The following is a 25,788-nucleotide window of genomic DNA, read 5'->3' as shown; positions in this document are numbered from 1 at the left end:
GAGCCTCAGCCGGAGAGTCGATTAAGAGGACTGTTTTAGGCCATTTCTGCGTAATACTTGTAGAACAGTGGAATGGTTTGAATGCCTTTAAAAAACTGGTCCAAAGGAAAGTTTTCATTGGGCGAGTGAATGGCATCCGACTCCAGCCCGAATCCCATCAGAATGGATTTGATTCCCAAAATCTGTTCGAAAGTTGAGATGATGGGGATGGAACCACCACTTCGGTTAGGCACCGGACGACGGCCGAATACATCAAGGCAGGCTTGTTCGGCAGCGCGGTAGGCCGGCAGGTCAATGGGGCAAACATAGGCTTGTCCGCCATGCAAGGGGGTTACCTCTACCTTCACGGTTTTAGGGGCAATGCTTTCGAAATGTGCTTTGAACAGCTCGGCTATTTTTTCATGGTTTTGGTTGGGAACCAGACGGCTGCTGATTTTCGCAAAGGCTTTCGACGGAAGTACCGTTTTGGCACCTTCGCCCGTATAACCACCCCAAATACCACATACATCAAACGACGGACGGATACCGGTACGTTCGGTGGTCGTGAAGCCGCTTTCCCCGGCAATTTCATCAATATCCAGTGCCTTTTTATAGTCTTCCAGCTTGAACGGGATTTCAGCCATCAAGGCCCGCTCTTCAGCCGATACTTCCAAAACATCGTCGTAGAATCCGGGAATGGTTATGTGCCCGTTTTCGTCCGTCATTTGAGCAATCAGTTTTGACAATACGTTAATGGGATTGGCCACAGCACCGCCAAACATTCCCGAGTGCAGATCGCGGTTGGGGCCGGTAACTTCAACCTGCCAATAGGCCAGTCCGCGTAAACCGGTTGTAATCGTTGGTGTTTCCGGGTTAATCATGGTCGTATCCGATACCAAAATAACATCGGCTTTCAGCATTTCCTTGTGTTCTTCACACCATTTCCCCAGGTTGGGCGAACCGATTTCTTCTTCTCCTTCAATCATAAATTTGACGTTGCAGGGCAGCGTATCGGTTTTCACCATCAGTTCAAATGCTTTGGCTTGCATCATGGCTTGTCCTTTGTCATCGTCAGCGCCACGAGCCCAGATTTTACCATCGCGAATTTCCGGTTCAAACGGAGGTGATTTCCATAATTCCAGAGGCTCAACAGGCATTACATCCATGTGGCTGTACACCAAAACGGTTGGTTTGGACGGATCGATTATTTTTTCGGCATAAGTTACCGGGTTTCCTTCGGTTTCGAATACCTCGGCTTTGTCGGCACCACTGCTGAGCAACAATTCTTTCCAGTATTCGGCGGCTTTGTACATGTCGGCTTTGTGTTCCGACTGCGAGCTGATGGAGGGAATGCGGATCAGACCAAACAATTCCTGGATAAATCGATCTTTATGTTCTTCGATGTATTTTTCAATCTGGTTCATGCGTTTGTTGTTTTTTGTAATTTCTGAAGTTTATAAAAATAGGGCTTTATCGTGAGACTGAATAAGAGAAAACTCATGCATTTGAAATTTCAGTCTTGATGGTTGCCTGTGGCTGTGCCTGTTGAATAAAGTCAGCTTGCTGTAAAAGCTGGATGGTGACATCAGCAATGTTGTAAAGCAAGGTGAATTGCATTTGAACGGCATCTTGTTGCGATGATTTTATCCGCAGGCGAATTTGTTTCTGAATGCTTTGCAAATGGATCAGTTCTTTGTCCTTTTGCGCTGAAACATGGGCTTCCTGGAGAACTTTCAAAATTTCGTTGGCCAAAATGAGCTGTTCGCTGTTGGCGGGCTGCAGTTGTTCGCGGTGGGCTCCAAAGGCCGAAAGGTAGGACAACAGTGCGTGGTTGAGGTACGTGAGTGAAAATGCCTGCTCACGAAAGCGCTGCTGCTTCCGGGGTTCTACTTGCATGTTTTGCCAGGCCAGCACCAGGGCATTATCAGCCCGGTGGGCTTCGCGGCGCGCAATGCGGTAAGGCAGGTCGTCGTCTGCTTCCTGCTGCTGGTATTCCTGAATAATGGCTTGAAAATAAGCCGTGTTTTTCTGAATGGCTTCATTCAAAAGTGTGGGGAGCCGTTTGGATTGCCAATCGGGCCAAAGCAGGCGGACGGTGGCGTAGGCCAGGGCTGATCCGATAAGGGTATCAATTAGACGGGGAAGCATAAGGGCTACACCTTTGTTGGCAACCAGGTTAAAAACACTGAGCACAAAAATGGTGATGAAAATGACCGAAACAGCATAGCGTCTTCGTAACCAAAAGAAAAACAAAAAAGCCGCAGCTAAAAGCAGCAGCAGTTGTCCGGGCATGGTGGGTAGCAACTGAACAATCAGAACCCCGCCAACAACCCCGCTGATGGTCCCCAGGATGCGCTGGAAAAGTTTTCGCCGCGTTTCGCTGTAACTTGGCTGGCACACAAACAAGGAGGTTAGAATGATCCATTCGCCTTTGGCAACATTAAATCCTTCAGAAATGGCAAAGCCGATGAGAAAACATAAGCTGAGCCGGATGGCATGGCGCAAGCGGGGATGGTCCCAACTGAGCTGAGCTTTCAAGCGCTGCATGAGTGAGCGTTGATCTTTGGCCAGGCGCGGGCTTAGGGTGCCTGGCTGGTTTTCGCTAAGGTGAAGTAAAGATTGGTGCGAACGCGCTAAATTCCGAATAAGCAAAGCCAGCGGATGGGTGTCACTGGTTTTGTGTTTCTCCAGCTGGTCGGTTAAAACCTGAACCACCCAGCCCAGCGATACCGGGTGGCGGTAGGGAACGTTTGTAAGCAAACTTGTGGCAAATTGCCGGGTGGCTTGCGACAACTGGATCAGCGTTTGGCCAATGCCTTCGAGCAATTCCTGGTTGTGCGGATCGCGGCTTAGCACATCGTAGCGCTCGTGACTGGAAGCGGCTCGTTCGTGCAATCCCTGCAGAACAATAAAATAATGTAGGTAAGGTCTTAATGGCGCATGATCGGTTAAGGCATCGCCATAACTGTTCAGCACTTCCTTGCAGCGTTCCAGAGCATCTACCACCTGTACATTTTGCAACGCCAGCTGGTTGCGTATTTTTTCCTGATGTTTTTCATCGCTGGGGAAAAGTGCGGCCTTTTCATTTAGATATTCGGAGAGGGCCAGGTAACCGCGCGCCAGCTGCTCCTCAAGCAATCGCCAGGGATGATAATAAAGCAAGGCCAATGAAAACAGACCATAAAACAAGGCTCCTGCCGGAAGCAATAAGGGTTGCCAATACCAGGCCGGACTGATTTCGGTTCCCAACATGGCGTAAATTCCCACAAGCACAGCTCCAAAGGTAACTCCACGGTAGCGCTCACTGATTCCGCCAATCAACAGAAAGACGATGGTGGAAACGCCTAGCCCCAGCCCCAGTATGATAGGATAGGGACGGAGCAACTCCACTGCCAGACTCGATATCCCAAAACTAACCACTTTCAGGACCAGTGATTTGATCCGGCCTTTGGGGTGGTCATCGGTTTCGGAGAGGGCCCCTGCCAGTGCGCCCAGTGCCAGGGTTACCGCAATAAAGGAATGACCCAAAATAACGAGCGGCACTGCCAGTAAGGCGATGGCCAGGGTTGCTTTGCTGGCCAGCAACAGGTTGGGGTTACTCCAGAAAGCTTGGCGCAAAGGCTCGAGCCAGGCCGGAGTTTGAAATGCCTTTGCTTGCTTATTGTTTGGGTGCATATTAGCCCATTTGTTCATTGGCTGTTTTTTGTGATTTGTTTTCCATACAAAATTAACAAATAACTTGGTCATGCCCGGAAAACAAAAAGACACCAATCGGCAGGATTGATGTCTTTCATCTTTATGGGGTATTTTGTTATACCGAAGGCTTAAGCCAGGAGCTGTTTTCCTGATAGTCGACCACAACCAGATCGCTGGTTTGCAGGCTGAATGTACTCATGGCCTGTTGAATTTCCTGTTGCAGCATGTTTATGCCACCTTCAATCAGGTCGCTCCGGAATCCTTCATCGGCTAGTTTGTGCACCATGTCCATGGAAATGACCCGGCCAATAACAGCTCCGAGTTCCACTGCTTTTCGCTGTGGAAGCTGTAGGTTTAAATCAAAATTGAACAGGTCTTTTAGCTGGTCGGCCGAGCGGCTGGTCAGTTCAAATCCTTTCAGAAAATTAAACAGGTTTTTCTCTTTCAGGCGGCGCATTTGTTTTACAATGCCTTCGGAAATTTGCGCGTACAAAATATCGTTTGAGCCTTCAAAAATCTGGAACGGGCGGCTGTCAACAATGCCACGACCACCCAAATGACTGAGTTTATAGGCTTGTGCACCAACCAGCTGCGTAAGCGACTGTGCTGCCTGCTGCATCAAATCCGTCACAACCGATTTCACGGCATTGGCTTCAATTCCCATTCCGGTCAGGTCGTTTTCCACCCCGGCTCTTTTGGCACTGTTGGAACACATGGCTGAGCAAATGGTAAAGGAGGCTTGCAATTTGGAAAGGCGCTCCTGAACCTGATCATAGCTGAGCAGGCTTTTGCCGCCAACAAAACGTTGTTTGCAATGGCTGATGGCCTCGTCCATAATGCGGTGAATAAAGCCCATGGCCATGCCCGGAAACTGCATGCGCGACCGGTGCAACAGGTCAAGCATCATTTTAACTCCGGTTGAGTGCGGCTTCAGCTGGTGTGTTTTCGGAATTTTCACATCAATGTGATTTCGTCCGTAGGGAATTTGGTAAAGCCCCAGGTTATCGTAAAATTCTTCGACTTTTATGCCTTGATTGGGTTGAGTGACATCGCAAATGAAAAAGTCAATGTCGCGTTGTAAGTCACCATCGCTGTTTTTTCGGCGGGCGGTTAACAACCAAAAATCGGCCCAGCCCGTCAGGCCGGCCCAGTGCTTTTTCCCTTTGAGGTGAAATTGACCGTCGGCTTCCTGAAAATGAGTCTGCATGCTTAGCGCATCGCTCCCGAAATCGGGCTCTGTAATCATGAGCCCTCCCATGTTTTGCTTTTCCAGAAATCGTTTAAAAACAGGACCTTTGGCTTCTTCAAGGGCGTACTTCCCGACAGGTTGCAGAAACAGCGCCGAGTTAATTCCAAAGGTCAGCGAAAGTGCCAACGACTCGTAAGAGGCGGCTTCTAATAAGGCCAGATTTTCGTGCATCAATGCACCACGGCCTCCGTAGGCTTTCGGTATTCCGATGGAAAGCGGGTTGCATTCCATAATTTCGCGCAGCACAAAAGGCGGAAGTCCACGTTGCTGACTGTATTTTGAGATATCACCTCGTTGGTGATATACTTGCTTCATTTTTGTTTTAAGTTTCCCTAAAAATTGTTGGATAGATTCCTGGGGTGTTGGTTTATTCTCCTGAGAGATTTCTTCTTTCTCGATTAACTCATTCATTCTGTGTTCTTTTAAAAACAGGGCAATTGATCCCCGTAAAAGCAAAAAACACTTCGTATTCGAGATTGTTCTTTGGATGTGGTATTTAGAAAGACACTTATTATGTCTTCCAGGAGTTTAAAGACGGCCTGACTGATGCCTAGGAATAGGTCGAAAATAAACAGGAATCACTGGATTGGGCTGTTGCTTTGAATGTGATTGTGTGCTTGGTGAAACTGGTTGCGATACTGAACCGGTGAAAGCGAGGTGATTTTTTTAAAACACCGGTTGAAGTTGGATAGGTTGTTAAAACCACTTTCGAAGCAAATCTGGGAAACGCTTTGCGTGCCTTCGAGTAAGAGTTTACAGGCGTAGCCAATCCGCATTTCATTGACAAACTCAATGAATGATTTCCCCGTTTTCTCTTTAAAATAGCGGCAAAAGGCTGTGGTATTCATCCCGATATGGCTGGCTATTTGTTCCAGTTTAATTGCCTGTCGGTAGTTGGCATTTATAATGTGCATGATTTTGTCGAGCCGGCTGGTTGACCAGTTGTCCAGGTTGAGACGGTAGCTTTCGCTGGCAAGTAATTTATATTGCCTGGTTTTGGCCATTTTTCCAAGAATTTCCAAAAGGAGCAGGGTACGTTTGAGCCCTTTGGTGCTTAGCAGTTTTTTGAGCTTGGGGCCTAAGCGATTGGCAAGCTGTTTCTGAAAGCTTATGCCACGGGAAGCCCGGGAAAGAAGATCGCGTATGGGCAGAAATTCCGGGTAGTTTTCCAGCTGGTCTTTGAAAAAGGTGGCCGGAAAATGGATGACAATGGCATTGACATGATAGTGGGGATCGTTTTGAAAAAATACCTCATCGTTTTTCCAGAAGTGGGGTAGGTTGGGGCCCAGTAAGACTAAATCACCATCGTGAAAATCTTCAACATGGTCGGCAACGAAACGTTTGCCAAAGCTTTTTATAACATAAACCAACTCGTACTCGGTATGAAAATGCCATGGAAAGGTAAAGTGCGGAAAATCATCCCACTTGATGTTGAAAGAGTTTGTTCCTCTGAAACTTACCTGTTCATGCATGATTTTCATAGCTGCTGATTTTTAATAAAATTGTATTGGTTGGTGCTAATTTAATACAAATTTGAACTAAGAATATTAAATGTATAAGTTTTTCATTAAGTTTGGTAGACCTAAAGCCTATTCGTGTGGAAAAGAAATTTGACATGCAGGAACAGCTATTTGCTCAATCCCTGAAAAATGGAGAATTGCATGGATTTGAGTATTTCTTTTGGAGATATTCAAAGGTACTTTTTCACTTTGCTCATAACTTGCTTAAATCATCGTCGGAAGCTGAAGAGGTGGTTCAAAATGTATTTTTGAAAGTTTGGGAGCGAAGATCTCAACTAGACCCGCATCAACCTTTTCGTCCCTATTTATTCACCATTGCCCTGAATGATATCCGAAAATCCTTCCTTGAAAAAGCCCGGCAAAATCAGTTTAAATTAGAGTTGTATGAGTTTCTGGTGGAGCAAGCAGGAGAGGAGGGTGAAAACTATAATTTTTCGCGCTACCTAAAACTGCTGGACGAGGAGATTCATCGTCTTCCGGAAAAGCGAAAAGAAGTTTTTCTCTTGCTCAAAAAAGAAGGATTGACTGTTGCCGAAACGGCTGATTTTTTAGGCATTTCTCCGAAAACTGTGGAAAATCAGCTAACCCAGGCGATCAAGTCGATTCGCAATGCCTTTCACGAAAAAAAGGTTTTCAACCTGTACCTTTTTTCTTTACACCTCTTAAAGACCAGCCAGCCGCTGTTTATAGCCCGCAAAAAATAAATCGAAAAAAGAAGGATTTCCAATAGGGGGGTGCCATCGTTTTTGGATACTCTAGGTAGAGATAGATTGATTAAAAATGGTTGAAAAGGGAGATCGCTTATTGGAAAATTTTTGGGAAGACCGCTATTCGAAAGCCGAATATGAGGCTCTGGTGGATCAATTTAAGGATGACCACCAGCTTGAAAAGCTTCAAACAAATCTTGCCAAGTACTGGAATTTGGCTGATGGAAGCCAGGTGTCGGATGAAATGTATAAGAAGTTATGGGAACGGATAAAGCCGAAAATTGAGCTAGCAGAGGTGAAGGCTGAAAAAAGCCGGGTCGATCGGTTAACGAATACCTTTTATCGTATTGCAGCAATATTGGTTCTGCCACTGTTGCTTAGTTCGCTCTATTTTTTTGGAGCGTGGTGGGAGTTGTCAGGTAGTGAGACGGCGTATGCCGAAATCTATTGTCCTCCGGGAGTGCGTTCCCGCTTTCTTTTGCCGGATGGGACAACAGGCTGGTTGAATGGGGATTCTTACCTGACTTACCCGGTTCACTTTCTTCAGAACAGGTCGGTTGAGCTGAAGGGAGAGGCTTATTTTGATGTCCGGGAAGATAAACGTTCTCCTTTTCTGGTTAATGCCGGAGGTTTAGACGTAGAGGTGCTGGGCACGCAGTTCAATGTGATGGCATATGACGATTTTCATCGGGTTGAGGTTACCTTGGATGAAGGAGCGGTGCAGGTGCGCAAAGAGGGGACCAGTTTGAACGAAGTGTTGGCACCGAAGGAGCATTTGGTGATGGATACCCGTGAAAATCAGGTGTCCGTAAAGACGGTTCAGACCCACTATTTTACGAGTTGGAAGGATGGTTTCCTGGAGTTTCGGAATGTGCCCTTGCATGAAGTTGCCGCGAGGTTGGGGCGTTGGTACAACACCGACATTATTATTCAGGATGAAGCTTTAAAACAGATTCCCTACCGGGCAACATTTAAAGACGAATCGTTGGAGCGGGTATTGGCACTTTTGGCGCTTTCGGCTCCGATTAATTACGAAATTATTGAACCCAAGAAAAATACAGATGAAAGCTATGAAAAAAGAAAGGTAATCCTGAGCTATAAAAATTAAAAGAAAGAGGGATCGTGGTTCCAGCACAATCCCTCTGCAATTACTATTAATACTGATGTCTAACCAGTAAACATTTTGAATTTATGAAAAAAATCTCAACCGGCAAGACTACGCCTTGTAGTCTTAAAAAAATGTTACGAATTATGCGCCTGACCTTATTTGTTCTCTTGGTCTTTGTTTCACAAGTTTTTGCTACAGACCTCTATTCTCAACAAACCAAACTCAACTTATTAATGTCAGACACGCGAGTAGGAAACGTGCTTGACGAGATTGAAAATCAGTCTGAATTCTATTTTCTATTCAATCAAAGCTTGATTGATATGGATCGGACAGTAAGCCTCGCGTTGAAAAACAAAAGCATTACCGAAGTGCTTGATGCGGTGTTTGCCAAAACCGATGTGAAGTATGTGATTAGTGACCGGCAAATCATTTTAAATGTTGATGATAAACCTGATTTTATGGGAGCCAGTCAGCTCCGGAAAGTGAGCGGTCAGGTCACCGAAAATAATGGACAGCCTTTACCCGGGGTGACCGTTGTGGTGAAAAACTCAACTACCGGAACCATTACGGATGACAATGGAAATTACCAGCTGGATGTTCCTGAGGGAGCAGAAGTCTTACTGTTCACCTTCATTGGAATGCGAACCGTAGAAGAAACCATTAATAACCGGATGACAATTGATGTGGCTATGGAGCCCGATGTTGTTGGCTTGGAGGAAGTAATTGCCGTGGGGTATGCTTCACAGAAGAAAGCGAACATTGTTGGTTCGGTAACCTCAATAAGTGGGGAAAAAATTGCTTCTATTCCAGCTCCTGATATTAGTAACGCCATTTCTGGTCGGATGCCCGGGTCTGTTGTTATTCAGCAAAGTGGTGAGCCCGGACAGAATAGTGCCAAAATATTGGTTCGTGGTCGTACGACCTTAGGTGACGACAATGACGATCCTTCAATCACAGCTCCTTTGGTGGTTGTTGACGGAATTCCCGGACGTTCGCTGGGCGACATTGATCCGGTTGATATTGAAAGTATTTCGGTATTGAAAGATGCTTCGGCTGCGATCTATGGAGCAACAGCTGCCAACGGCGTTATTCTGGTAACCACCAAAAAAGGAAAGTCTGGAAAACCAACACTTAGTTACCAGTTTTATCAAGGGTTTATGACTCCTACCATATTGCCAGAAGTAACCAATGCTGGTGATTATGCCACGATGCTGAGCGAGTATCAGGACTACGAAGGAAAGCCAAGAACCTTTACTGATGAGGATATTGATCTGTTTTATAGCGGCCGAGATCCGTGGGAGCACCCCAATAGTGATTGGGTGGGTGATTTGATTGCTGATTGGACAACAACAAGCAAGCATAACATTAGTTTAGACGGAGGAAGCAATGGAATGTACTACTATGTTTCCTTTGGCTACAAGAATGAAGAAGCAATTTATGAGCAGGAATCAACAAACTATAAACAGTATAATCTGCGTGCCAAGTTAGAAATACCAATTACCGACTGGCTGAAAACATCAGTTGATTACGCCGGATTTTTGAATAATAAACTATATCCAACAAAAGGAGCCGGTGCCATTTATGGGCAGTCTACTCGTTTGGTTCCCACCCAGTGGTCATTCTGGCCAACTGGCGAACCCGGACCCGATATTGAATATGGGGATAACCCGGTAGTAACTTCTACCTTGGAAGGTGGATCTGACGATCAGAAATCATACATCAATCAAACAACGTTCGGTGTAACTGTTACTCCACCATTTATTAAGGGATTAACCTTGAGTGGAATGTATACCTATGACGTTACCAACTTATACCGGAAACGATTCCGCAAACCGTGGACACTTTATTTCCCTAAATGGGATACCGCTGTTCGTGACTCCGAAGGATTTATAACCAGCATGGAACTAACACCAACACTTCGCGGGTATTCTGCTCCAGAATTGGTGGAGGATTATGATCGGAGTATTCGCAAATTGACCAATATAAACTTTAATTATGCACGCGATTTTGGCGATCACTCTTTCAACCTTTTTGGTGCTTATGAAGAAGTTGATCAAAATTCAAACTACTTTGGTGCATTTCGTAAGTATTATATTTCTGAAGTTGTAAAAACGCTGGATGCAGGTGCTGATGCCGACCAGGATAACTGGGGAAGCATGGATATTTATGCCCGTAAATCCTTGATTGGACGTTTGAATTATAATTACAAAGGGAAGTACTTGCTGGAAGCGATTATTCGTCGCGACGGTTCCTTGAAGTTTCCACCGGACAGTCGATGGGGTAATTTCCCTGGTTTGCTGTTGGGTTGGAGAGCTTCTGAAGAAGATTTCTGGAAGTCCAGTTTAGGCTTTATCAACTACTTTAAGTTAAGAGGTTCGTATGGAAAAATGGGGATGGACCCCGGAGATCCGTTCCAGTTTATGAATAAATACATACTAGCCAGTGGTTTAACGCTGGGAACAGATAAGGTTGTTGAAACGGTTGTTCGCCAGGAAGGTGTGGCGAACCCCTTTATTACCTGGGAAAAGCAAACAACATACAACCTTGGGTTTGAATCTCAATTGCTGGAGAATATGTTCTCGTTAAATGCTGATTTTTTCTACAGTAAACGTTCGGATATTTTGGCATCGCGTGATGCGTCGGTTCCGGATTTTACCGGTTTAGCATTACCCGACGAAAACATTGCAGAGGTGGATAACCGGGGATTCGAAATTGAAGCAGGCTACCATAAAACGATTAATCGCGATTTAAGGTTTGACCTTGGAGGTAATATTGCTTATAACCATAACGAAGTGGTGTTTATGGATGAGCCTGAAAGAGCTCAGCCTTGGCAACAACGCACGGGACATCCTTTTGGAGCGACTTTACTTTACAATGCTATTGGTATTTTTGCCGACCAGGCTGCTGTTGATTCTTATCCGAGCTGGCCGGGGGCTAAGCCGGGTGATGTCATCTTTGAAGATGTTAGTGGGGATGGAAAAATTACCGGTGATGATCGTATTTTGTTGGACAAAACAGATGCACCTGAACTGTTCTATGGAATATCCTTGGATGTGAATTATAAGAACTGGTCTCTTTCGATGTTGGCTCAAGGGCAGGGAACTTATTACCGGATGAATATTGCTGATGGTCGTCGCGGGGAAGCCGGAAATTATTTCCAGTGGAGTTTTGATAACCGTTGGACCACAGAAAATATTCACACCGATGTGGCAAGAGCCTATAACCGCGATGACTTGTATTGGGCATTTGATGTCAATAACAGTACTTATCATTACGACAATATGGCGTATTGCCGTTTGAAGAATGCGATACTCACCTATCATATTCCGAATCGGTTGTTTGGCAACAGCGGTATTTCACGGGCAAGCGTCTATTTTGCAGGAAACAACTTATTCCTGATTTATGCAGCACAGAAGAATTTCGATCCTGAAATTGGAGCTCCTATGACCTATCCAGCAGTGAAAACCTTTGCAATTGGAGCAAGAGTTACATTTTAATCATTTTATGAATTTTGAAAAAAGAAGAATATGAAAAAGATATTAGGATATTCAATGATGATGCTGGCGCTCCTTCTTGCGACAACATCATGCGATGATGTTCTCGACCAAAAAGCTGTTGATGCATTTAATGAAGAGTCTGTTTTTGAAGATATCAACCTGGCTAAGGCTTATTTGGGAAGGTGCTATGATTTTATTGGAGCCGATAATAATCAGGTATTAGGATTACGCGAAGACTTGCTTGCCGGAGCTACTGATGAAGTATTATGTATTCACCGTCCGGGAAGCTATCCTTCGGTAAAGGGTATTATGACGCCGGATCATTTGGGTCACTTTGGAAGCTGGCGCTTCAACTGGACTACCTGGGCCTTGTATGGCAGTGTGAAAAATGTGAACGTGTTTTTGGCCAATGTTGACAATGTACCCGTTGAAACGAGTAACGATGAAGAGCTGATTAGTCGTATGAAGGGAGAAGCTTATTTTATTCGGGCTTTTAACTATGCCAACTTAATGCGCTCGTATGGCGGCGTGGTGTTGATTGAGACCCCCTATGAACTGGGTGAAGATTTCTCAACGGCTCAACGTGCTTCCATTGATGAAACCCTGGATTTCATCTTGTCCGATTGTGATGATGCAATTGCTCTGTTGCCAGAAAAAGATGGGATTGAGCAAGGACGTGCAACCAAAGGTGCCGCAGCTGCTTTAAAATCAAGAATATTAAGCTGGAGCACAGGTGAATTGATGAATGGTGGCTATGAGGCTTCCAATGGACTGGTATCTTTTCAAACAGGATCGCGAACTGAAAGGTTAGAAGCTGCAAAGGCTGCAGCCAAAGCCGTTATGGATGGAACCTATGGAGATTATGCTCTGACCGGAACAACCGATGATCCTCCGGCTAACATGAGCGAAGAAGAGGTTATGGCCTATGCGGAGAATTTCTTTAGCATTTTCACTCAAAAAGGAGAGTGGGACAATGAAGCAATATGGGGAGTTCAGCATTTGCAATCACAGGGAAATACCACAACCCAAAATCGGTGGTGGGGCCCCAACGGCTACCATAACTGGGGAAATAACGGTCCGAATGAGCCTGTTGTCAGAAAGTTTGAAATGGCTGACGGAACTCCATTTGTTTGGGATAAATATAATCCGGGAGATGACTTTATTCGCGAAGCCACTGCTGCTGAGTTGGAAGCCGATCCGGAAATTAATCCTTATGTCGGTCGCGAGCCCCGTTTTTATGCTACCGTTTTATTTGATGGTGCCAAGTGGATGGATCGTCCCAGTGATGGCGCCGGAATTGATCCGGAAGGCCGTGTTCAGACCGGGTATTATATTGCTGCTGGTGATACTACTGCAGGACTCGACACTCGTCAGAGTTTTATCGAGAGCTGGAACGGAACAAAAAATGGGTACTATCTTAAAAAATATCAGGATCCGGCTACTGTTGGTCAGCACTTTAATAACCAGAATGCTTGGATTGAACTCAGGTATGCCGAGGTGGTAATGGATTATGCCGAAGCGTGCATTGAGTTGGGCGGAAGTGATCTGCAGGCTGGATTGGATGCTTTGAATATGGTTCGTAACCGCGCTGGCTTGCCCGATCGAGTGACAACTGATCAGGATCAGGCCCGGGAGTGGTATCGTAAAGAGCGACAGTTGGAGTTCTTTGGTGAAGGAGACCGTTGGTACATGATGCGTAAATGGATGATTGCTGATGAGGTAATCGAGGATGTTTACCTGATGAAAATTTATCACTATGCTGACGGCAGTAAGCGTTGGTTTTATGATACGGCTAAAAGCGTTGATGACCGCGCGTGGGATGATTCAAACTATTGGTTGCCGATCTCACGGACGGAAATTAATAAAGCGCCTCAGCTTCAGCAAAATCCAGGATATAACTAATCGATAGAAGCAAGTTAAAAACACAAGGCAGACCGTGATTGGCTTGCCTTGTGTAAAATGGTTGGTTTTAGGCTAATCCCAGCCAATCATTTTGCAGTTTTTATTTCTTGAAAAATCTACACTATTCAATTGTATAACTATTTGTAAATAAATGCTATGATTAGATTCAAGCTTTCATTAATGATGCTCCTTCAATACATGATGTATGCTGTTTGGTGGGTTCCACTGGCAGCTTATTTAACTAACCTTGAAGTAAGCAGCACACAGAAAGCCTTCATCTTAAGTTCTATGGCGATAGGATGTATTGCTTCTCCATTGATTGGGATGGTTGCCGATCGATATTTTTCCAGCCAGCGCGTACTTTCGGTACTCAATATGATTAATGCTGTAATGTTGTTAGGCGCAGGCTTAACCCAAAATCCGGATATCTTATTCCTTTGCCTCTTGGTTGCCATGTTGGGGTATATGCCTTCCTGGAGTCTGACTAGTACCATTTCAATGGTTCATCTCTCCTCCGAACAGTTTCCGAAAGTTCGGGTTTTTGGTTCAATTGGCTGGGTTGCTTCCGGGCTGTTCAGTTTGTTCTTTGTCCATTTCATGCATCTGGATTTTGATGGAACTAATATTCCTTTCTTTTGTGGAGCAGGGGTCAGCTTGATTGCTGCAATCTTTAACCTGGCTTTACCCGATACTCCTCCTTTGGGCAAAGGCAGTAAGAGTACGATTGCCGATGCTTTTGGACTGGGAACTTTACAGCTGCTGAAAGACCCTAATTTCGCTGTTTTCATCCTGTTTTCGTTTCTTTCCATGATTCCGTTTGCCATGTACTATTCTTTTTTTTCAGAGTTTCTGCTGAATATGAATACCCGTTATATTTCGGTAACCATGAACTGGGGAGTGCTTGCTGAAATGGGCTTTTTATTGCTGGTGCCTTTGGCCATCAAAAAGTCAGGACTTCGAAAAGTGATGATTTTTGGGTTGGTAGCTTTAGTCATTCGTTACCTCTCGTTTTATGCGGGCGGCCTGATTAGTCAAACCTGGATGTATTACATCGGGATCTTGATTCATGGACTGATATTCGGCTTTTTTCATGTTGGAGGACAAATCTATATCGATAAAAAAGCGCCCAAAGAATTGAGGGCTCAGGCTCAGGGGTTTATCTTTTTGATGACCTATGGGCTTGGTCTGTTACTGGGCAATTTAATCTGTGCCTGGATCATAAGCTATCATCAGCATACCAGTGGCTATAATTGGGAGGCGATATGGGGAATAACAACCCTAATGTCACTGGGAGTACTGTTTCTTTTTACCCTGTTTTTCAAAGATCGGTCGGTGCAGACAGATTAACTGGAAAACAGAGTTGTCTGAATTTTTAACAATGAAACCTAAATTTAAAAAACCATAAAATGACAGAAAAATCGAATTTCTCAAGACGTAAATTTTTAACCAATGCCGCCGCGCTAGGCGCTGTAGGTGTGATAGGAGCGAATGCACTGGTATCGTGTTCCGAAAAGAAGAAAACGGTTGAACTGAACTTACCTCCTTTGCTTGATCAGGCGCCGGATGGCAAACCCCTTAAAGCCGGCGTGATTGGCTGTGGTGGCCGTGGCTCGGGTGCTGCACTCGACTTCTTAAATGCCGGTCCTAACCTGGTGATTCATGCTTTGGGTGATGTTTTCCAGGATCGGATTGACGACTGCCGGAATAAACTGAAAAACCAGGCCAACAACGAAGTGGCCGACGAAAATATATTTGTAGGATTTGACGCTTTTGAAAAAGTGATTGACTCGGGCGTTGACGTGGTGATTCTGGCTACGCCTCCTCATTTCCGTCCGGAGCATTTTGCGGCCGCTGTGCAGGCACGCAAGCATGTTTTCATGGAAAAACCAGTGGCTGTTGACCCAACGGGTATTCGTTCGGTAATGGCTACGGCCAAGAAAGCCGAATCACTGGGATTGAAAATTGTCACCGGAACGCAGCGCCGTCACCAACGCGATTACATTGAAGTGTACAAGCAGATTGCCAATGGAGCGATTGGCGACATTGTGAGCGCGAACTGTTACTGGAACCAGTCGAAACTGTGGCACCGTAACCCGAATGCCGACTGGAGCGAAATGGAGTTCATGATCCGCGACTGGGTAAACTGGCTGTGGCTGTCGGGCGACCACATTGTGGAGCAGCACATTCACAACATCGATGTAATTAACTGGTTTACGGGTAAGCACCCGACGAAAGCGGTTGGTTTCGGCTCGCGCCAACGTCGTGTAACCGGCGATCAGTATGATAATTTCAGCATTGACTTTACCTACGACGATGGGATGCATACCCACAGTATGTGTCGCCAGATTAATGGGTGTACGAACAATGTTTCGGAGTTTGTTATGGGAAGCAATGGCTCATCAAACTGCCGCAACACGATTTGGGATGCCAAAGGAACAGAGTTGTACTCGTATGCTTATCCAACCGAGGAAAGTGGCGAGCGCATGATCAGTCCTTACGTTCAGGAGCACATTGATTTGGTTACGTGTATCCGGGAGAATATTCCGGTGAATGAGGCCGAGCAAACAGCCATCACAAACATGTGTGCCATCATGGGACGTATGTCAGCTTATACGGGTAAGGAAGTTACTTTTGAAGAGCTGATGAACTCAGACATCAAACTGGGTCCTGATACGTACATCATGGGTGATGTGGGTATTGTTGAAACAGCCCAGGTGCCTGTTCCCGGCGAAGCTGCCGTTTAAGTGATTCGATTAATTAAGAGTTAATGAATAATCAATATTTTTTCCTTTTCCGAAACTGATCATTCATACCACAACTTAATTCACCTGACAACCAATGGAGGCCTGCTCAAAACGAGCAGGCCTTTTTCGTTTTATCTGAAAAGATTTCTAGCTTGCCTAACCACTCCAAGATAGAGATAGGTATTTACAGATAGAATTATTCTGCAATAATAATACAGGTAAGTGCAATAATAGTACTGGCCGGACCTGTTTGCTTAAGCTATTTTTACATGACTGAACTTTGTAACTTGAAGGCTATGCGTTTAAAACTTTTACTCATTTGTGGTTTGCTTTTAGCAGCCATGTTGGTCAGGTCCCAGCAGGAATTTCGGTTTCATGTTTTGGCAGGCGACTACGATCGATTCAATTGTCCGGTGAGTGTTGATCTTTCATCGGCTAAGCTGGAGTTGAATAACCATCATTTTCAGCTTTTTCGATTGGATGGCAAGAATGAGATTCCGGTGCCAAGCCAGTTGGAGTCCGAGAAAAGCGACAGACTGTGGTTTGTGTTGAATGATAAGCTCCTCAAAGGCAAAAGCCGGGAGTATATTTATAAAGCTACTGAAGAGGTGGCTACGGATTCCAAAATTCTACTGAAGAAAAATCAGAAGGGGCTAAAACTGATCTTCAATGAAAAGCCTATTCTAAACTACCAATATGCCGAAGTCTATCCGCCCGAAGGGGTGAACCCGCTGTTTAAGCGCTCCGGTTTTATACATCCTCTCTGGTCGCCGGGCGGCGAAGAATTAACGCGTATTCAGGCGCCGGATCATTATCATCACTATGGCATTTGGGGCCCCTGGACCAAAACACATATCAACGGACGTGAAGTCGATTTCTGGAACCTTCTGAAAGGGCAGGGAACAGTTCGGTTTGCTGATTTTATTTCAGAAGTAGAAGGAGCTGTTTTTAGCGGATTTAGCGCGCTGCAACAACACATTGATTTTGGATCCAAAGGAGCCGATCAGGTGGCGCTGAATGAAATGCTGGATGTAACTGCCTGGAATATTGATCCCAAAGGAGAAGTGTGGTTGATTGATTACACTAGTCGTTTAAATAGTCCGTTGGATTCGGGCATACTGCTCGATGCATACCGCTACGGTGGAGGAATTGGCTTTCGTGCTACCGAAAAATGGACCAGGGAAAACAGCTCGGTACTGACTTCGGAGGGGAATGACCGACTGACGGCAGACGGAACCAAAGCGCGCTGGTGCATTGTGGAAGGGGAAGCTGCTTCGGGTAGAAGTGGCATTTTATTTATGAGCCATCCTTCTAACCGGGAATACCCGGAACCCATGCGTGTTTGGCCGGTTGATGCCAACGGTGGAAGAGGTGATGTTTATTTTCAGTTTTGTCCCATACGGCACAATGCCTGGAAAATTGAACGGGGAACAAATTACTCACAAAAGTACCGAATGTTGATTTTTGATGGAGAACTTAGCCGGGAAAAAGCGGAGCGTTATTGGCAGGCATTTGCCTATCCTCCCCAAATTGAGGTTAAGAACTAGCTTGGTTTCATGAAATGTAAGAATTGTATAAAACAGATAAATCATGCCTAAACAAATTTTGATTAGTATTTTATTCATTTTCTCAATTATGCTTGCCAGTGCGCAGCAAAAAGAATTTGAATGTGACAAAGAGTGGATTCAACAGATTATCAAGTTGGCCCCGGATCAGGCCGAGGTTCAGCCGGTTAAAAAACGAAAAGTGCTTGTTTTTAGTTTATTTACGGGCTTCAATCACTGGGTTATTCCGCATACCAATGCCGTGATAAAAGTGCTGGGAGAAAAGTCCGGAGCCTTTGAGGTGGAGATTAGCAACGACATTTTCAAGTTTGAAAAGAAAAGCCTGAAACAATATGATGCCGTGGTTTTAAACAATAATTGCTCGGTTGGCCCACGAAGAGATTTATTTATGGATGTGCTGGATCAGGACGAAACCTTGACTGCCGAGGAAAGGACTGCAAAAGCGGCCGAGCTGGAAGAAAACCTGATTAAGTACGTGGAAAAAGGAGGTGGTCTGATGGTGGTGCATGGCGCCATTGTCATGCAAAATAACTCGATGGCGTTTAGTGAAATGGTGGGGGGAAGTTTCGATTATCATCCCGCCCAGCAGGAGCTTACCTTGGAGTTGGCCGAGCCCAATCATCCGTTGGTTAAGGCTTTTGACGGCAAAGGCTTTGTGCATGTTGATGAACCATATCTTTTTAACAAAGCCTATGCGAAAAAGAATTTTCGCCCCTTGCTTTATATGGACAGTTCAAAGCTGACCAAGAAAAAGAAACCTATTGATGAGCAGATTAAATACGTGTCATGGATTAAAAGACATGGAAAAGGACGCGTGTTTTATGTGTCGCCTTCGCACAATGCACAGAGCTTTGAGGATAGCCGATTGCTGAAGTTTTACCTGGATGGTGCGCAATATGTATTAGGCGATCTGAAATGCGACGACTCACCTGCAAATCTTTAAAACGATTATTTAACCTACAAAACAATAAACTTATGAAACGACGTCATTTCCTGAAAAATACGGTGGCCGGAGCAGCTGGCACCATCATTCTTCCTACCATTATTCCTTCTTCGGTATTGGGGAAAAATGCGCCAAGCAACAAAATCAATATTGCTCAAATCGGTTGTGGCCGTATTGCCCGAAGCCATGATTTGGCTGAAACTATGAAGTACGATATTGCCCGCGTAGTTGCGGTGTGTGATGTTGACCGAAATCGGATGGCGGATGGCAAGCAACTAGTCGAGGAGTTTTACAACAAGAAGTTGGGCGAGAAGTACATGGATGTGAAGATGTATGAAGATTACCGGGAATTACTTTTAAATAAGGACATCGATGCGGTCATGATTAGTACACCGGATCACTGGCATTCGCAACCAGCCATTGAAGCCGCCCTGGCCGGCAAGGATATTTACCTGCAAAAGCCAACCTCTTTAACGGTTGAAGAAGGCCGCCAACTGAGTGATATCGTTCATCGGCAGGGCGTGATTTTGCAGGTTGGAACACAGCAGCGTTCGTCACCCCAGTTTCGCATTGCTGCCGAGTTGGTTCGCAACGGCCGTATTGGGAAATTGCATACGGTAAAAGTTGGTTTGCCGGGCGATCCCTCCGGACCTGAAGCTGCTGAAATGCCTGTACCTGAAGGATTGAATTACGACATGTGGCTCGGGTCGACCCCGGAGGTGCCCTACACCGAAATTGGCGTCCACCCGCAGAAAGGCTATGGACGTCCGGGCTGGTTACGCGTGGAACAATATGGAGCAGGAATGATTACCGGATGGGGACAACACCATTTTGACTCGGCAGCCTGGGGGATGGATACCGAATATACCGGCCCTGTTTCTGTTGAGGCAGTGGCTGAATTCCCGAAATCAGGTTTGTGGAATGTACATGGCGATTTTATGGTGAAAGCCGAATATGCCAATGGCATTACCATGTATACTTCCGGAGGATATACCAACGGAATTCGTTATGAAGGAACCGATGGCTGGATTTTCGTTTCGCGCGGAAGCTATGTGGCTTCGGCCAGTGATCCGGTGGATAAAGAAAAGAGTGCCAAGGCGCTGGATGCCAGTGATCGTAAGATTCTGGAGTCGAAAATAGGTGAAGATGAAATTCATTTGTACCGAAGCAATGAGCAACACGGCAATTGGCTGGATTGTATTCAAAGCCGTCAGGAGCCCATCTCACCGGTTGAAATCGGACACCGCGCCTGTACGGTATGTCTGGTAAGCCATATTGCCATGAAACTGGGACGAAAGCTGCACTGGGATCCGACAGCAGAGCGGTTCAGAAACGACGATGAAGCCAACGCATACCTTCGTCGTCCGCAGCGTTTCCCCTACGGAACCAATTATGTGCTGAAGTAAATTCAGGACATTAATACGAGATTAAAAAAAGCGTTAAGAACCTGGTTTGTCTGCTTTGGCGTATTCAATCGAATTTTTATCGGAGAAGAGAAGGGGAGGATGTGCTGCGGCAGGGAAACCATTGTTCTTAATTAAAAAAAACAACCTTAAAACAACGTGTGTATGCTTAGCCTGCTTTGGATAGTGGGAGGAGCATCATTTAATCAGATGAAATGAAAAAGGCCTTTGAAGTAGAGAATCCCGATTTTGACCTGAGTCCGCATACGGGGATGACCAGGAAACATTACATTGAGCTGGCAAAGTACTTGCTGGAACGTGCGTTTAAGCACATCGACTCCATTGATACGCCACTCACTTTTCCCATTGTTCCGGGAAAAACCTATCCGCAGCCCAATGCCCCCGATTGGCGCTACCGCTCGGCTGAGTTCGAGGCATTGGAACGGACCTTTACCCTGGCCGGACCACTCATTCATGTTGATCCGGAAACCACCATAAATGGTATCAACCTGCGCGATTATTACTGCCGGCAGCTATACAATACCTTTACTCCGGGACATGCCAATTCGTTGCCTTTACCCGAAGATTTACCCGATTCAAATTACCAGTTTACCTGCGAATTTGGCGGTTTGTTTAAGACCTTGCTGCTAATGCCCGATACCATTTGGTCGCAGTTTCCCGAAGCGCAAAAGAATGAGATGGTTGTTACCATTTCAAAATGGGCCCACCACCGCACCACTCAAAACAACTGGCGAATATTCAACATTGTTACCCTTTCATTTCTGAAAAAATACGGTTATGAAATTGATGATGAACTGCTCAAGAGTCATTTGCTGTGGGTAGCTTCTTACCACTCGGGAGATGGCTGGTACCTCGAGCAAACCTACAACTACTACTCCATCAGTCTGTTCATTGTTTATACTACCATCTGGAACCGAACATTTGGGGATGAGTATTATCCGGAGATTGCTGAGATAATTGAAAAATCGGCTCAGAAGTTGATGGAATCACTTACCGGATTTTTTGGGCGCGACGGATACATCAACATGTGGTCACGAAGTATTTGTTACCGCACCTGGGTGTCGGGCGCCTTTCCGGTAGCATTTATGCTGAAAGAAAAAACGCAGCTGGATGGCGGATGGGCCAGAAGATTGTGCTCAGGTTCTTTGTTGCAGTTTGTAACCCGCGAAGAATTTTTCTGCAACGACATTCCAAGTCTCGGGTTTTATGGACAAAAGGAATACATGGTTCAAAATTACAGTTGCGCAGGCAGCCCTTTTCTGATGTTTTTGCCATTCATTTGCCTGGCGTTGCCTGAGGATTCTCCTTTCTGGACCACCCGTGAAAATGAAGGTATGTGGGAAACTCTGGGCAAGCAATCGCTTCGTACCATTTTGGATAGCCCCGGGTTGGTTCTGGTTAACCATGGAAAAACAGGCACCTCTGAAATTGTGCCCGGAAAAGTTTATTACGATGACCCGAACTATTCGAAGCTGGTTTACAACACGCATTTCCCTTGGGAAGATCACAATCCGCAAGGCGGAACCGCCATGGAATACTGTTATCGCAGCCATGATCCGCGTGATGTGCGGGGCGACGATGTGAACTTCTACCTTACGGGATTAACGGTTGATAATGACTCGGAGAAAAACCGCTCGTATACCATTTCTCAGAGTATGTTGTACAATGGCGTACGCAAGGGCGTGCTGTACCGGCAGGCGATTATGCGTAAGCCGCCCAACAACGGCGTTGGCTATATGATCGATTTGGCTGATATTACGATTCCCGGTGGGGTGATTCGGGTTGATCGTTCGCGTCTGGCCTTTGAATATGAACTGACTCTTGGGCACTTTGGACTGCCTCATCTGAATGGGGGAAAGGCAGTGGTAAATCAGTTTGAATCGAAGGACAAGCAGGTTATAACAGCAGCTATTCCGGGGCGGCAACTTGCATTGATTGCCTATCGTGGATGGGATAAACTGGAGCATCTGGTTCATGAAAACCGAAACGCTGAGGCGGATGAAAGTACTGTGATTTATGCCCGTAAAAAACGGATGGCCAAAAATCCGGCCATGGAATTGATGATTACCGTAATGCTGCATAAAATGGATGATGGTGCATGGACGGAAGAAGAGTTGTCTCCAATTAAGGATATAAAAATTAAGGATATTACTGAAAACTACTCAGCCTTGGGGGCAACAATAAGCTTGCATAGCGGGGAAACCTACGAAATCGATTTTAAAGATATTGACGGAAAAAGAACCTGTTAAGGGTTCCTAACTGCTGTTGGTTGGCGGAAAATCTTATTTTTGTGGTGCAAACGAACTAAATCATTTAGAATTATTTAGCAAAATGAAAAATCAATCTTATACTTTTATGTTGTTATCGGTCGTACTTTTCGCAGCATGCTCGGGCGGAGGGCAAAAGAAAGCGACCTCGGAAGAACCAAAGTCTGCCTTCACAGGAGCTAAAGGCGAAGTTAAAATTATGACCTTGGATCCCGGGCACTTTCATGCGGCTCTGGTTCAGAAAGAAATGTATGAGCAGGTCGACCCAACGGTTTATGTTTATGCTCCTGAAGGAGAAGATGTGCAGGATCATCTGAACCGAATTGAAGGATTTAACACACGTGCCGAAAATCCCACCAACTGGGTTGAAAAAGTATACACCGGTGATGATTACCTGGAGCGAATGCTGACTGAAAAGCCAGGAAACGTCATGATGGTTTCGGGCAATAATGCCAAGAAAATAGATTACATCAAAGCAGCGGCCGATGCCGGAATTAACATCTATGCTGATAAACCGATGGCCATCAATTCAGAAGGTTTTGCCTTACTGGAAGAGGCTTTTAAAGCTGCCGAAGCCAATGGCGTGTTGCTGTATGATATCATGACTGAACGGTATGAGATTACGACCATTATTCAGCGTGAATTATCTAAAATTCCGGAAGTGTTTGGACAATTGCAGGACGGAACGGCCGAGGAGCCGGCGATTACCAAGGAAAGTGTACACCATATTTTCAAGTATGTAGCTGGAAATCCGATCAAGCGTCCTGACTGGTTTTTTGACACCGAGCAACAAGGTGAAGGAATGGTGGATGTGACCACCCACCTGGTGGACATGATTCAGTGGGAAGCTTTTCCGGAGCAAATCCTTCAGAAGTCTGATGTGGAAATGGTGAATGCCAGCCGCTGGACGACAGGATTGACTCTGGATCAGTTTCAGAAAGTTACGCAGAAAGATGCCTTCCCTGATTTTCTTCAGAAAGATGTGGTGGATGGAAAATTGCAGGTTTATACCAATGGAGAATTTACGTATAAGCTGAAAGGCAAATACGCCAAAGTATCGGTTATTTGGAACTTTCAGGCTCCTGAAGGAACTGGTGATACCCATTATAGTATTATGCGCGGTTCGTTGTGTGATGTCATTATCAAACAAGGAGCTGAACAGAATTACAAACCAACCGTGTACATTCAGGCAGAAATTGATGAAGGCCTTGAAACTTTTGAGGGCGGTTTGCAGAAAGCCGTGAATCAGGATATCGCGACGAAATATCCCGGACTGAAACTGGTTAAGCTGGAAGACAAACTATGGACTGTTGAAATTCCGGATACATACAAAGTGGGGCATGAGGCACATTTTGCCCAGGTTACTGAAAAATACCTGCGCTACCTGGAGTGGGGGAAATTGCCGGAGTGGGAAGTACCAAACATGATTACCAAGTACTACACCACCACCCAAGCGTTGGAGATGGCTAAGAAGTAAAAACTATTGAAAAGAATACGAAAAGGTCTGACGAAAATCGTCGGACCTTTTTTGTTTTGGTGTGAAAAGCTAAAAGGAAGCTTTAAGTTGGCTGATCAGTTGAGTTGAGATCAGTCGCCCGGCTTCATAAGCCTGGGGCCATTGACTGGCACGTGGCCCGGCAATGTTGAGTGTGCGAATGGAGTGAATGCTCAGGAACTGAATTAGCTGATTCATAGTTTTTTCAATGAAAAAAGGCGATACTTCAAACAGAAAAACGGGTTTGTTGGTTGATCTGCAATAATTGTAGGTCAGTAAGGTTCCACCAGTAAGTTCCCTGCTAAAGATAATTAAGGTGGCATCGGAATCATATACGTTTAACCGGGTACGCTCGTCGTATGTGCCGCTCATGCTTTCCTGCAGCGGATAACGCAAGGAAATGCGCCCGTCCTCTGCTTTTCTGCCAGCCGGGCACCACCCGCCACAGGGAAAACCGACTTCCAAGCAGGCATCCAGTGCTGCACGATCCACTCCGGTTTGCCCTCCACTCAGGATTCGTTGAAGTTTCATTGTCGAAAACTTGGCTTGTGATTTCAAGCAAGGCCGTATTAAGCTGGCTTCTGTTTGAAATATTCGATTGTACCGGCCAGCGCTTTGTCCTTTACTTTGTCGACCAGAGCAATGCGTTCGTCCTCACTAAGTTTGATGAATGATTTGGCCATCTTTACTTTATCCCGAATGTAGTCGGCTTTCTCCGCTCCGGTAATCAGTGTGCTCACGGGAAGCGACCAAACAAAGTGCAGGGCTTCTTCCATGCTAATGTAATTCGGTATCACCGGATCATCTGTTTGCCAGTTGGCGCGCTCTTTGGTCGCAAAAAATCGGCCGTCAGCCAGGGTTTTCATAGCCAGTACACCAATATTGCGCTCCATCAGTTCGGGCATCACATTTTGTGTGAAGCTGAAATACGACTGATCCAATACATTGACGGGCATCTGAACGGTGTCAATCAGGTTTGTATCGCGCGTGAGTTCCAGCATGCGTTTGTGTGCAAATGGGTTTTGGTGGCCGGTAAATCCTATGTGTTTTACCTTTCCACTTTCCTTGGCACGAATCAATACATCCAGCACTTTTTCCTGCATCCGGCTGTTAACATCTTCCGGAGTGGTTAATGAATGCATTTGCCAAAGATCCAGATAGTCTGTGTTCAGGCGGCGAAGCGAATCATCCAGGTGTTGTTGAGCTTCCTTAGCTGTGCGTCCCAGGGTTTTGGTCATTAAGAAGATTAATTCGCGGTATTTTGGGGTTAAATATTTGCCGTAGCGCTCTTCGCTGGTGCCGGGACCGTATTGTTCGGCAGTGTCAAAAAATCGGATTCCTCCTTCCAGAGCCGCTTCAATCACCTCCTGCGCATCGCGCTCGGTGGTCCAGCCAATGTGGTATCCTCCAACGCCAAGCATGGTAATGTTTAAACCGGTATTTCCGAGTTTGCGCAGTGGAAGTATTTCGCCAAGCTTATCGCGTTGCGCGCCGTTGGCATATAGGGCGGAAGGCAAAGAAATGGCAGCTGTCATGGCAGCCATGGTTTTCAGGAATTCGCGTCGGTCTGTCATTGTTTTGTGATTTTAAATAGTTTAGACAATTGAATGGTGCTTTTGTTCAGGTGATTACAGTGGCGTTTACGTAATAAGTGTGTGCGAAGGTTATGTTTTTGGGATGAATCCGGAAGGC

17 protein-coding genes are annotated in these 25,788 nt (G+C 45.6%); 11 read left to right on the top strand and 6 right to left on the bottom strand.

The genetic code is table 11. The annotated features are described in order from the left end of the window. Positions 1-35 precede the first annotated feature (35 nt). The 4 genes from ACRD6K_RS17070 to ACRD6K_RS17055 form a co-directional block, all read right to left on the bottom strand. Complete coding sequence (locus tag ACRD6K_RS17070) at positions 36-1,403, bottom strand: dipeptidase (protein ID WP_299581097.1); 1,368 nt, start codon at positions 1,401-1,403, stop codon at positions 36-38. A 73-nt stretch (positions 1,404-1,476) separates the two neighbouring features. Beyond that, positions 1,477-3,672, bottom strand: coding sequence for a YccS family putative transporter (gene yccS, locus ACRD6K_RS17065; RefSeq protein WP_430974268.1), 2,196 nt, complete (start codon positions 3,670-3,672; stop codon positions 1,477-1,479). Between the two features lie 118 nt (positions 3,673-3,790). Continuing rightward, on the bottom strand, positions 3,791-5,335 hold the full coding sequence (locus tag ACRD6K_RS17060) for an acyl-CoA dehydrogenase family protein (protein ID WP_430974267.1): 1,545 nt from the start codon (positions 5,333-5,335) through the stop codon (positions 3,791-3,793). A 167-nt stretch (positions 5,336-5,502) separates the two neighbouring features. After that, entirely contained in the window at positions 5,503-6,405 is a 903-nt protein-coding gene (locus ACRD6K_RS17055; protein ID WP_430974266.1) for an AraC family transcriptional regulator, read from the bottom strand. A 116-nt stretch (positions 6,406-6,521) separates the two neighbouring features. Between ACRD6K_RS17055 and ACRD6K_RS17050 the strand changes: the two genes are divergently transcribed. The 11 genes from ACRD6K_RS17050 to ACRD6K_RS17000 all read left to right on the top strand — a co-directional run bounded on the left by ACRD6K_RS17050 (position 6,522) and on the right by ACRD6K_RS17000 (position 24,078). After that, the gene (locus ACRD6K_RS17050; protein ID WP_299581085.1) at positions 6,522-7,148 is read left to right on the top strand and encodes an RNA polymerase sigma factor; all 627 of its coding nucleotides are present in this window, start codon (positions 6,522-6,524) and stop codon (positions 7,146-7,148) included. Between the two features lie 76 nt (positions 7,149-7,224). After that, the gene (locus tag ACRD6K_RS17045; RefSeq protein ID WP_430974265.1) at positions 7,225-8,259 is read left to right on the top strand and encodes a FecR family protein; all 1,035 of its coding nucleotides are present in this window, start codon (positions 7,225-7,227) and stop codon (positions 8,257-8,259) included. Between the two features lie 83 nt (positions 8,260-8,342). Continuing rightward, positions 8,343-11,756 carry a TonB-dependent receptor gene (locus ACRD6K_RS17040; protein WP_430974264.1) on the top strand — a complete coding sequence of 1,138 codons (3,414 nt, stop codon included), beginning with the start codon at positions 8,343-8,345 and terminating at the stop codon, positions 11,754-11,756. 30 nt (positions 11,757-11,786) lie between these two features. Then, the gene (locus ACRD6K_RS17035; RefSeq protein WP_430974263.1) at positions 11,787-13,658 is read left to right on the top strand and encodes a RagB/SusD family nutrient uptake outer membrane protein; all 1,872 of its coding nucleotides are present in this window, start codon (positions 11,787-11,789) and stop codon (positions 13,656-13,658) included. Positions 13,659-13,814: 156 nt separating this feature from the next. Further along, positions 13,815-15,005: an MFS transporter gene (locus ACRD6K_RS17030; protein WP_299581072.1), complete on the top strand. Its 1,191-nt coding sequence runs from the start codon at positions 13,815-13,817 to the stop codon at positions 15,003-15,005. A 59-nt stretch (positions 15,006-15,064) separates the two neighbouring features. After that, positions 15,065-16,402 (top strand): Gfo/Idh/MocA family protein, encoded by a 1,338-nt coding sequence (locus ACRD6K_RS17025; RefSeq protein WP_430974262.1) that lies wholly within the window; start codon positions 15,065-15,067, stop codon positions 16,400-16,402. 269 nt (positions 16,403-16,671) lie between these two features. Beyond that, positions 16,672-17,949, top strand: coding sequence for a DUF6807 domain-containing protein (locus ACRD6K_RS17020; RefSeq protein WP_430974261.1), 1,278 nt, complete (start codon positions 16,672-16,674; stop codon positions 17,947-17,949). Between the two features lie 43 nt (positions 17,950-17,992). Next, the gene (locus ACRD6K_RS17015) at positions 17,993-18,910 is read left to right on the top strand and encodes a ThuA domain-containing protein (protein ID WP_430974260.1); all 918 of its coding nucleotides are present in this window, start codon (positions 17,993-17,995) and stop codon (positions 18,908-18,910) included. A gap of 32 nt (positions 18,911-18,942) precedes the next feature. Beyond that, positions 18,943-20,316, top strand: coding sequence for a Gfo/Idh/MocA family protein (locus tag ACRD6K_RS17010; protein ID WP_430974259.1), 1,374 nt, complete (start codon positions 18,943-18,945; stop codon positions 20,314-20,316). 212 nt (positions 20,317-20,528) lie between these two features. After that, positions 20,529-22,583: a DUF2264 domain-containing protein gene (locus tag ACRD6K_RS17005; protein WP_430974258.1), complete on the top strand. Its 2,055-nt coding sequence runs from the start codon at positions 20,529-20,531 to the stop codon at positions 22,581-22,583. A gap of 82 nt (positions 22,584-22,665) precedes the next feature. Beyond that, complete coding sequence (locus tag ACRD6K_RS17000; protein WP_430974257.1) at positions 22,666-24,078, top strand: putative oxidoreductase C-terminal domain-containing protein; 1,413 nt, start codon at positions 22,666-22,668, stop codon at positions 24,076-24,078. A 69-nt stretch (positions 24,079-24,147) separates the two neighbouring features. Here ACRD6K_RS17000 and ACRD6K_RS16995 read toward each other — a convergent pair whose 3' ends face one another. Further along, entirely contained in the window at positions 24,148-24,627 is a 480-nt protein-coding gene (locus ACRD6K_RS16995; RefSeq protein WP_430974256.1) for a putative molybdenum carrier protein, read from the bottom strand. A 38-nt stretch (positions 24,628-24,665) separates the two neighbouring features. Further along, entirely contained in the window at positions 24,666-25,670 is a 1,005-nt protein-coding gene (locus ACRD6K_RS16990) for an aldo/keto reductase (protein WP_430974255.1), read from the bottom strand. Positions 25,671-25,788 lie beyond the last annotated feature (118 nt).

The sequence above is a fragment of the Sunxiuqinia rutila genome, from assembly GCF_050589705.1.
Lineage (GTDB): Bacteria > Bacteroidota > Bacteroidia > Bacteroidales > Prolixibacteraceae > Sunxiuqinia > Sunxiuqinia rutila.
This window is presented reverse-complemented; position numbering and strand designations above follow the sequence as displayed.

Bases quoted from the DNA above. Each gene is read 5' to 3' on its own strand.
- ACRD6K_RS17070 (WP_299581097.1), bottom strand. From the start codon at position 1,403: ATGAACCAGATTGAAAAATACATCGAAGAACATAAAGATCGATTTATC.
- yccS (WP_430974268.1), bottom strand. From the start codon at position 3,672: ATGAACAAATGGGCTAATATGCACCCAAACAATAAGCAAGCAAAGGCA.
- ACRD6K_RS17060 (WP_430974267.1), bottom strand. From the start codon at position 5,335: ATGAATGAGTTAATCGAGAAAGAAGAAATCTCTCAGGAGAATAAACCA.
- ACRD6K_RS17055 (WP_430974266.1), bottom strand. From the start codon at position 6,405: ATGAAAATCATGCATGAACAGGTAAGTTTCAGAGGAACAAACTCTTTC.
- ACRD6K_RS17045 (WP_430974265.1), top strand. From the start codon at position 7,225: ATGGTTGAAAAGGGAGATCGCTTATTGGAAAATTTTTGGGAAGACCGC.
- ACRD6K_RS17040 (WP_430974264.1), top strand. From the start codon at position 8,343: ATGAAAAAAATCTCAACCGGCAAGACTACGCCTTGTAGTCTTAAAAAA.
- ACRD6K_RS17035 (WP_430974263.1), top strand. From the start codon at position 11,787: ATGAAAAAGATATTAGGATATTCAATGATGATGCTGGCGCTCCTTCTT.
- ACRD6K_RS17030 (WP_299581072.1), top strand. From the start codon at position 13,815: ATGATTAGATTCAAGCTTTCATTAATGATGCTCCTTCAATACATGATG.
- ACRD6K_RS17025 (WP_430974262.1), top strand. From the start codon at position 15,065: ATGACAGAAAAATCGAATTTCTCAAGACGTAAATTTTTAACCAATGCC.
- ACRD6K_RS17020 (WP_430974261.1), top strand. From the start codon at position 16,672: ATGACTGAACTTTGTAACTTGAAGGCTATGCGTTTAAAACTTTTACTC.
- ACRD6K_RS17015 (WP_430974260.1), top strand. From the start codon at position 17,993: ATGCCTAAACAAATTTTGATTAGTATTTTATTCATTTTCTCAATTATG.
- ACRD6K_RS17010 (WP_430974259.1), top strand. From the start codon at position 18,943: ATGAAACGACGTCATTTCCTGAAAAATACGGTGGCCGGAGCAGCTGGC.
- ACRD6K_RS17005 (WP_430974258.1), top strand. From the start codon at position 20,529: ATGAAAAAGGCCTTTGAAGTAGAGAATCCCGATTTTGACCTGAGTCCG.
- ACRD6K_RS17000 (WP_430974257.1), top strand. From the start codon at position 22,666: ATGAAAAATCAATCTTATACTTTTATGTTGTTATCGGTCGTACTTTTC.
- ACRD6K_RS16995 (WP_430974256.1), bottom strand. From the start codon at position 24,627: ATGAAACTTCAACGAATCCTGAGTGGAGGGCAAACCGGAGTGGATCGT.
- ACRD6K_RS16990 (WP_430974255.1), bottom strand. From the start codon at position 25,670: ATGACAGACCGACGCGAATTCCTGAAAACCATGGCTGCCATGACAGCT.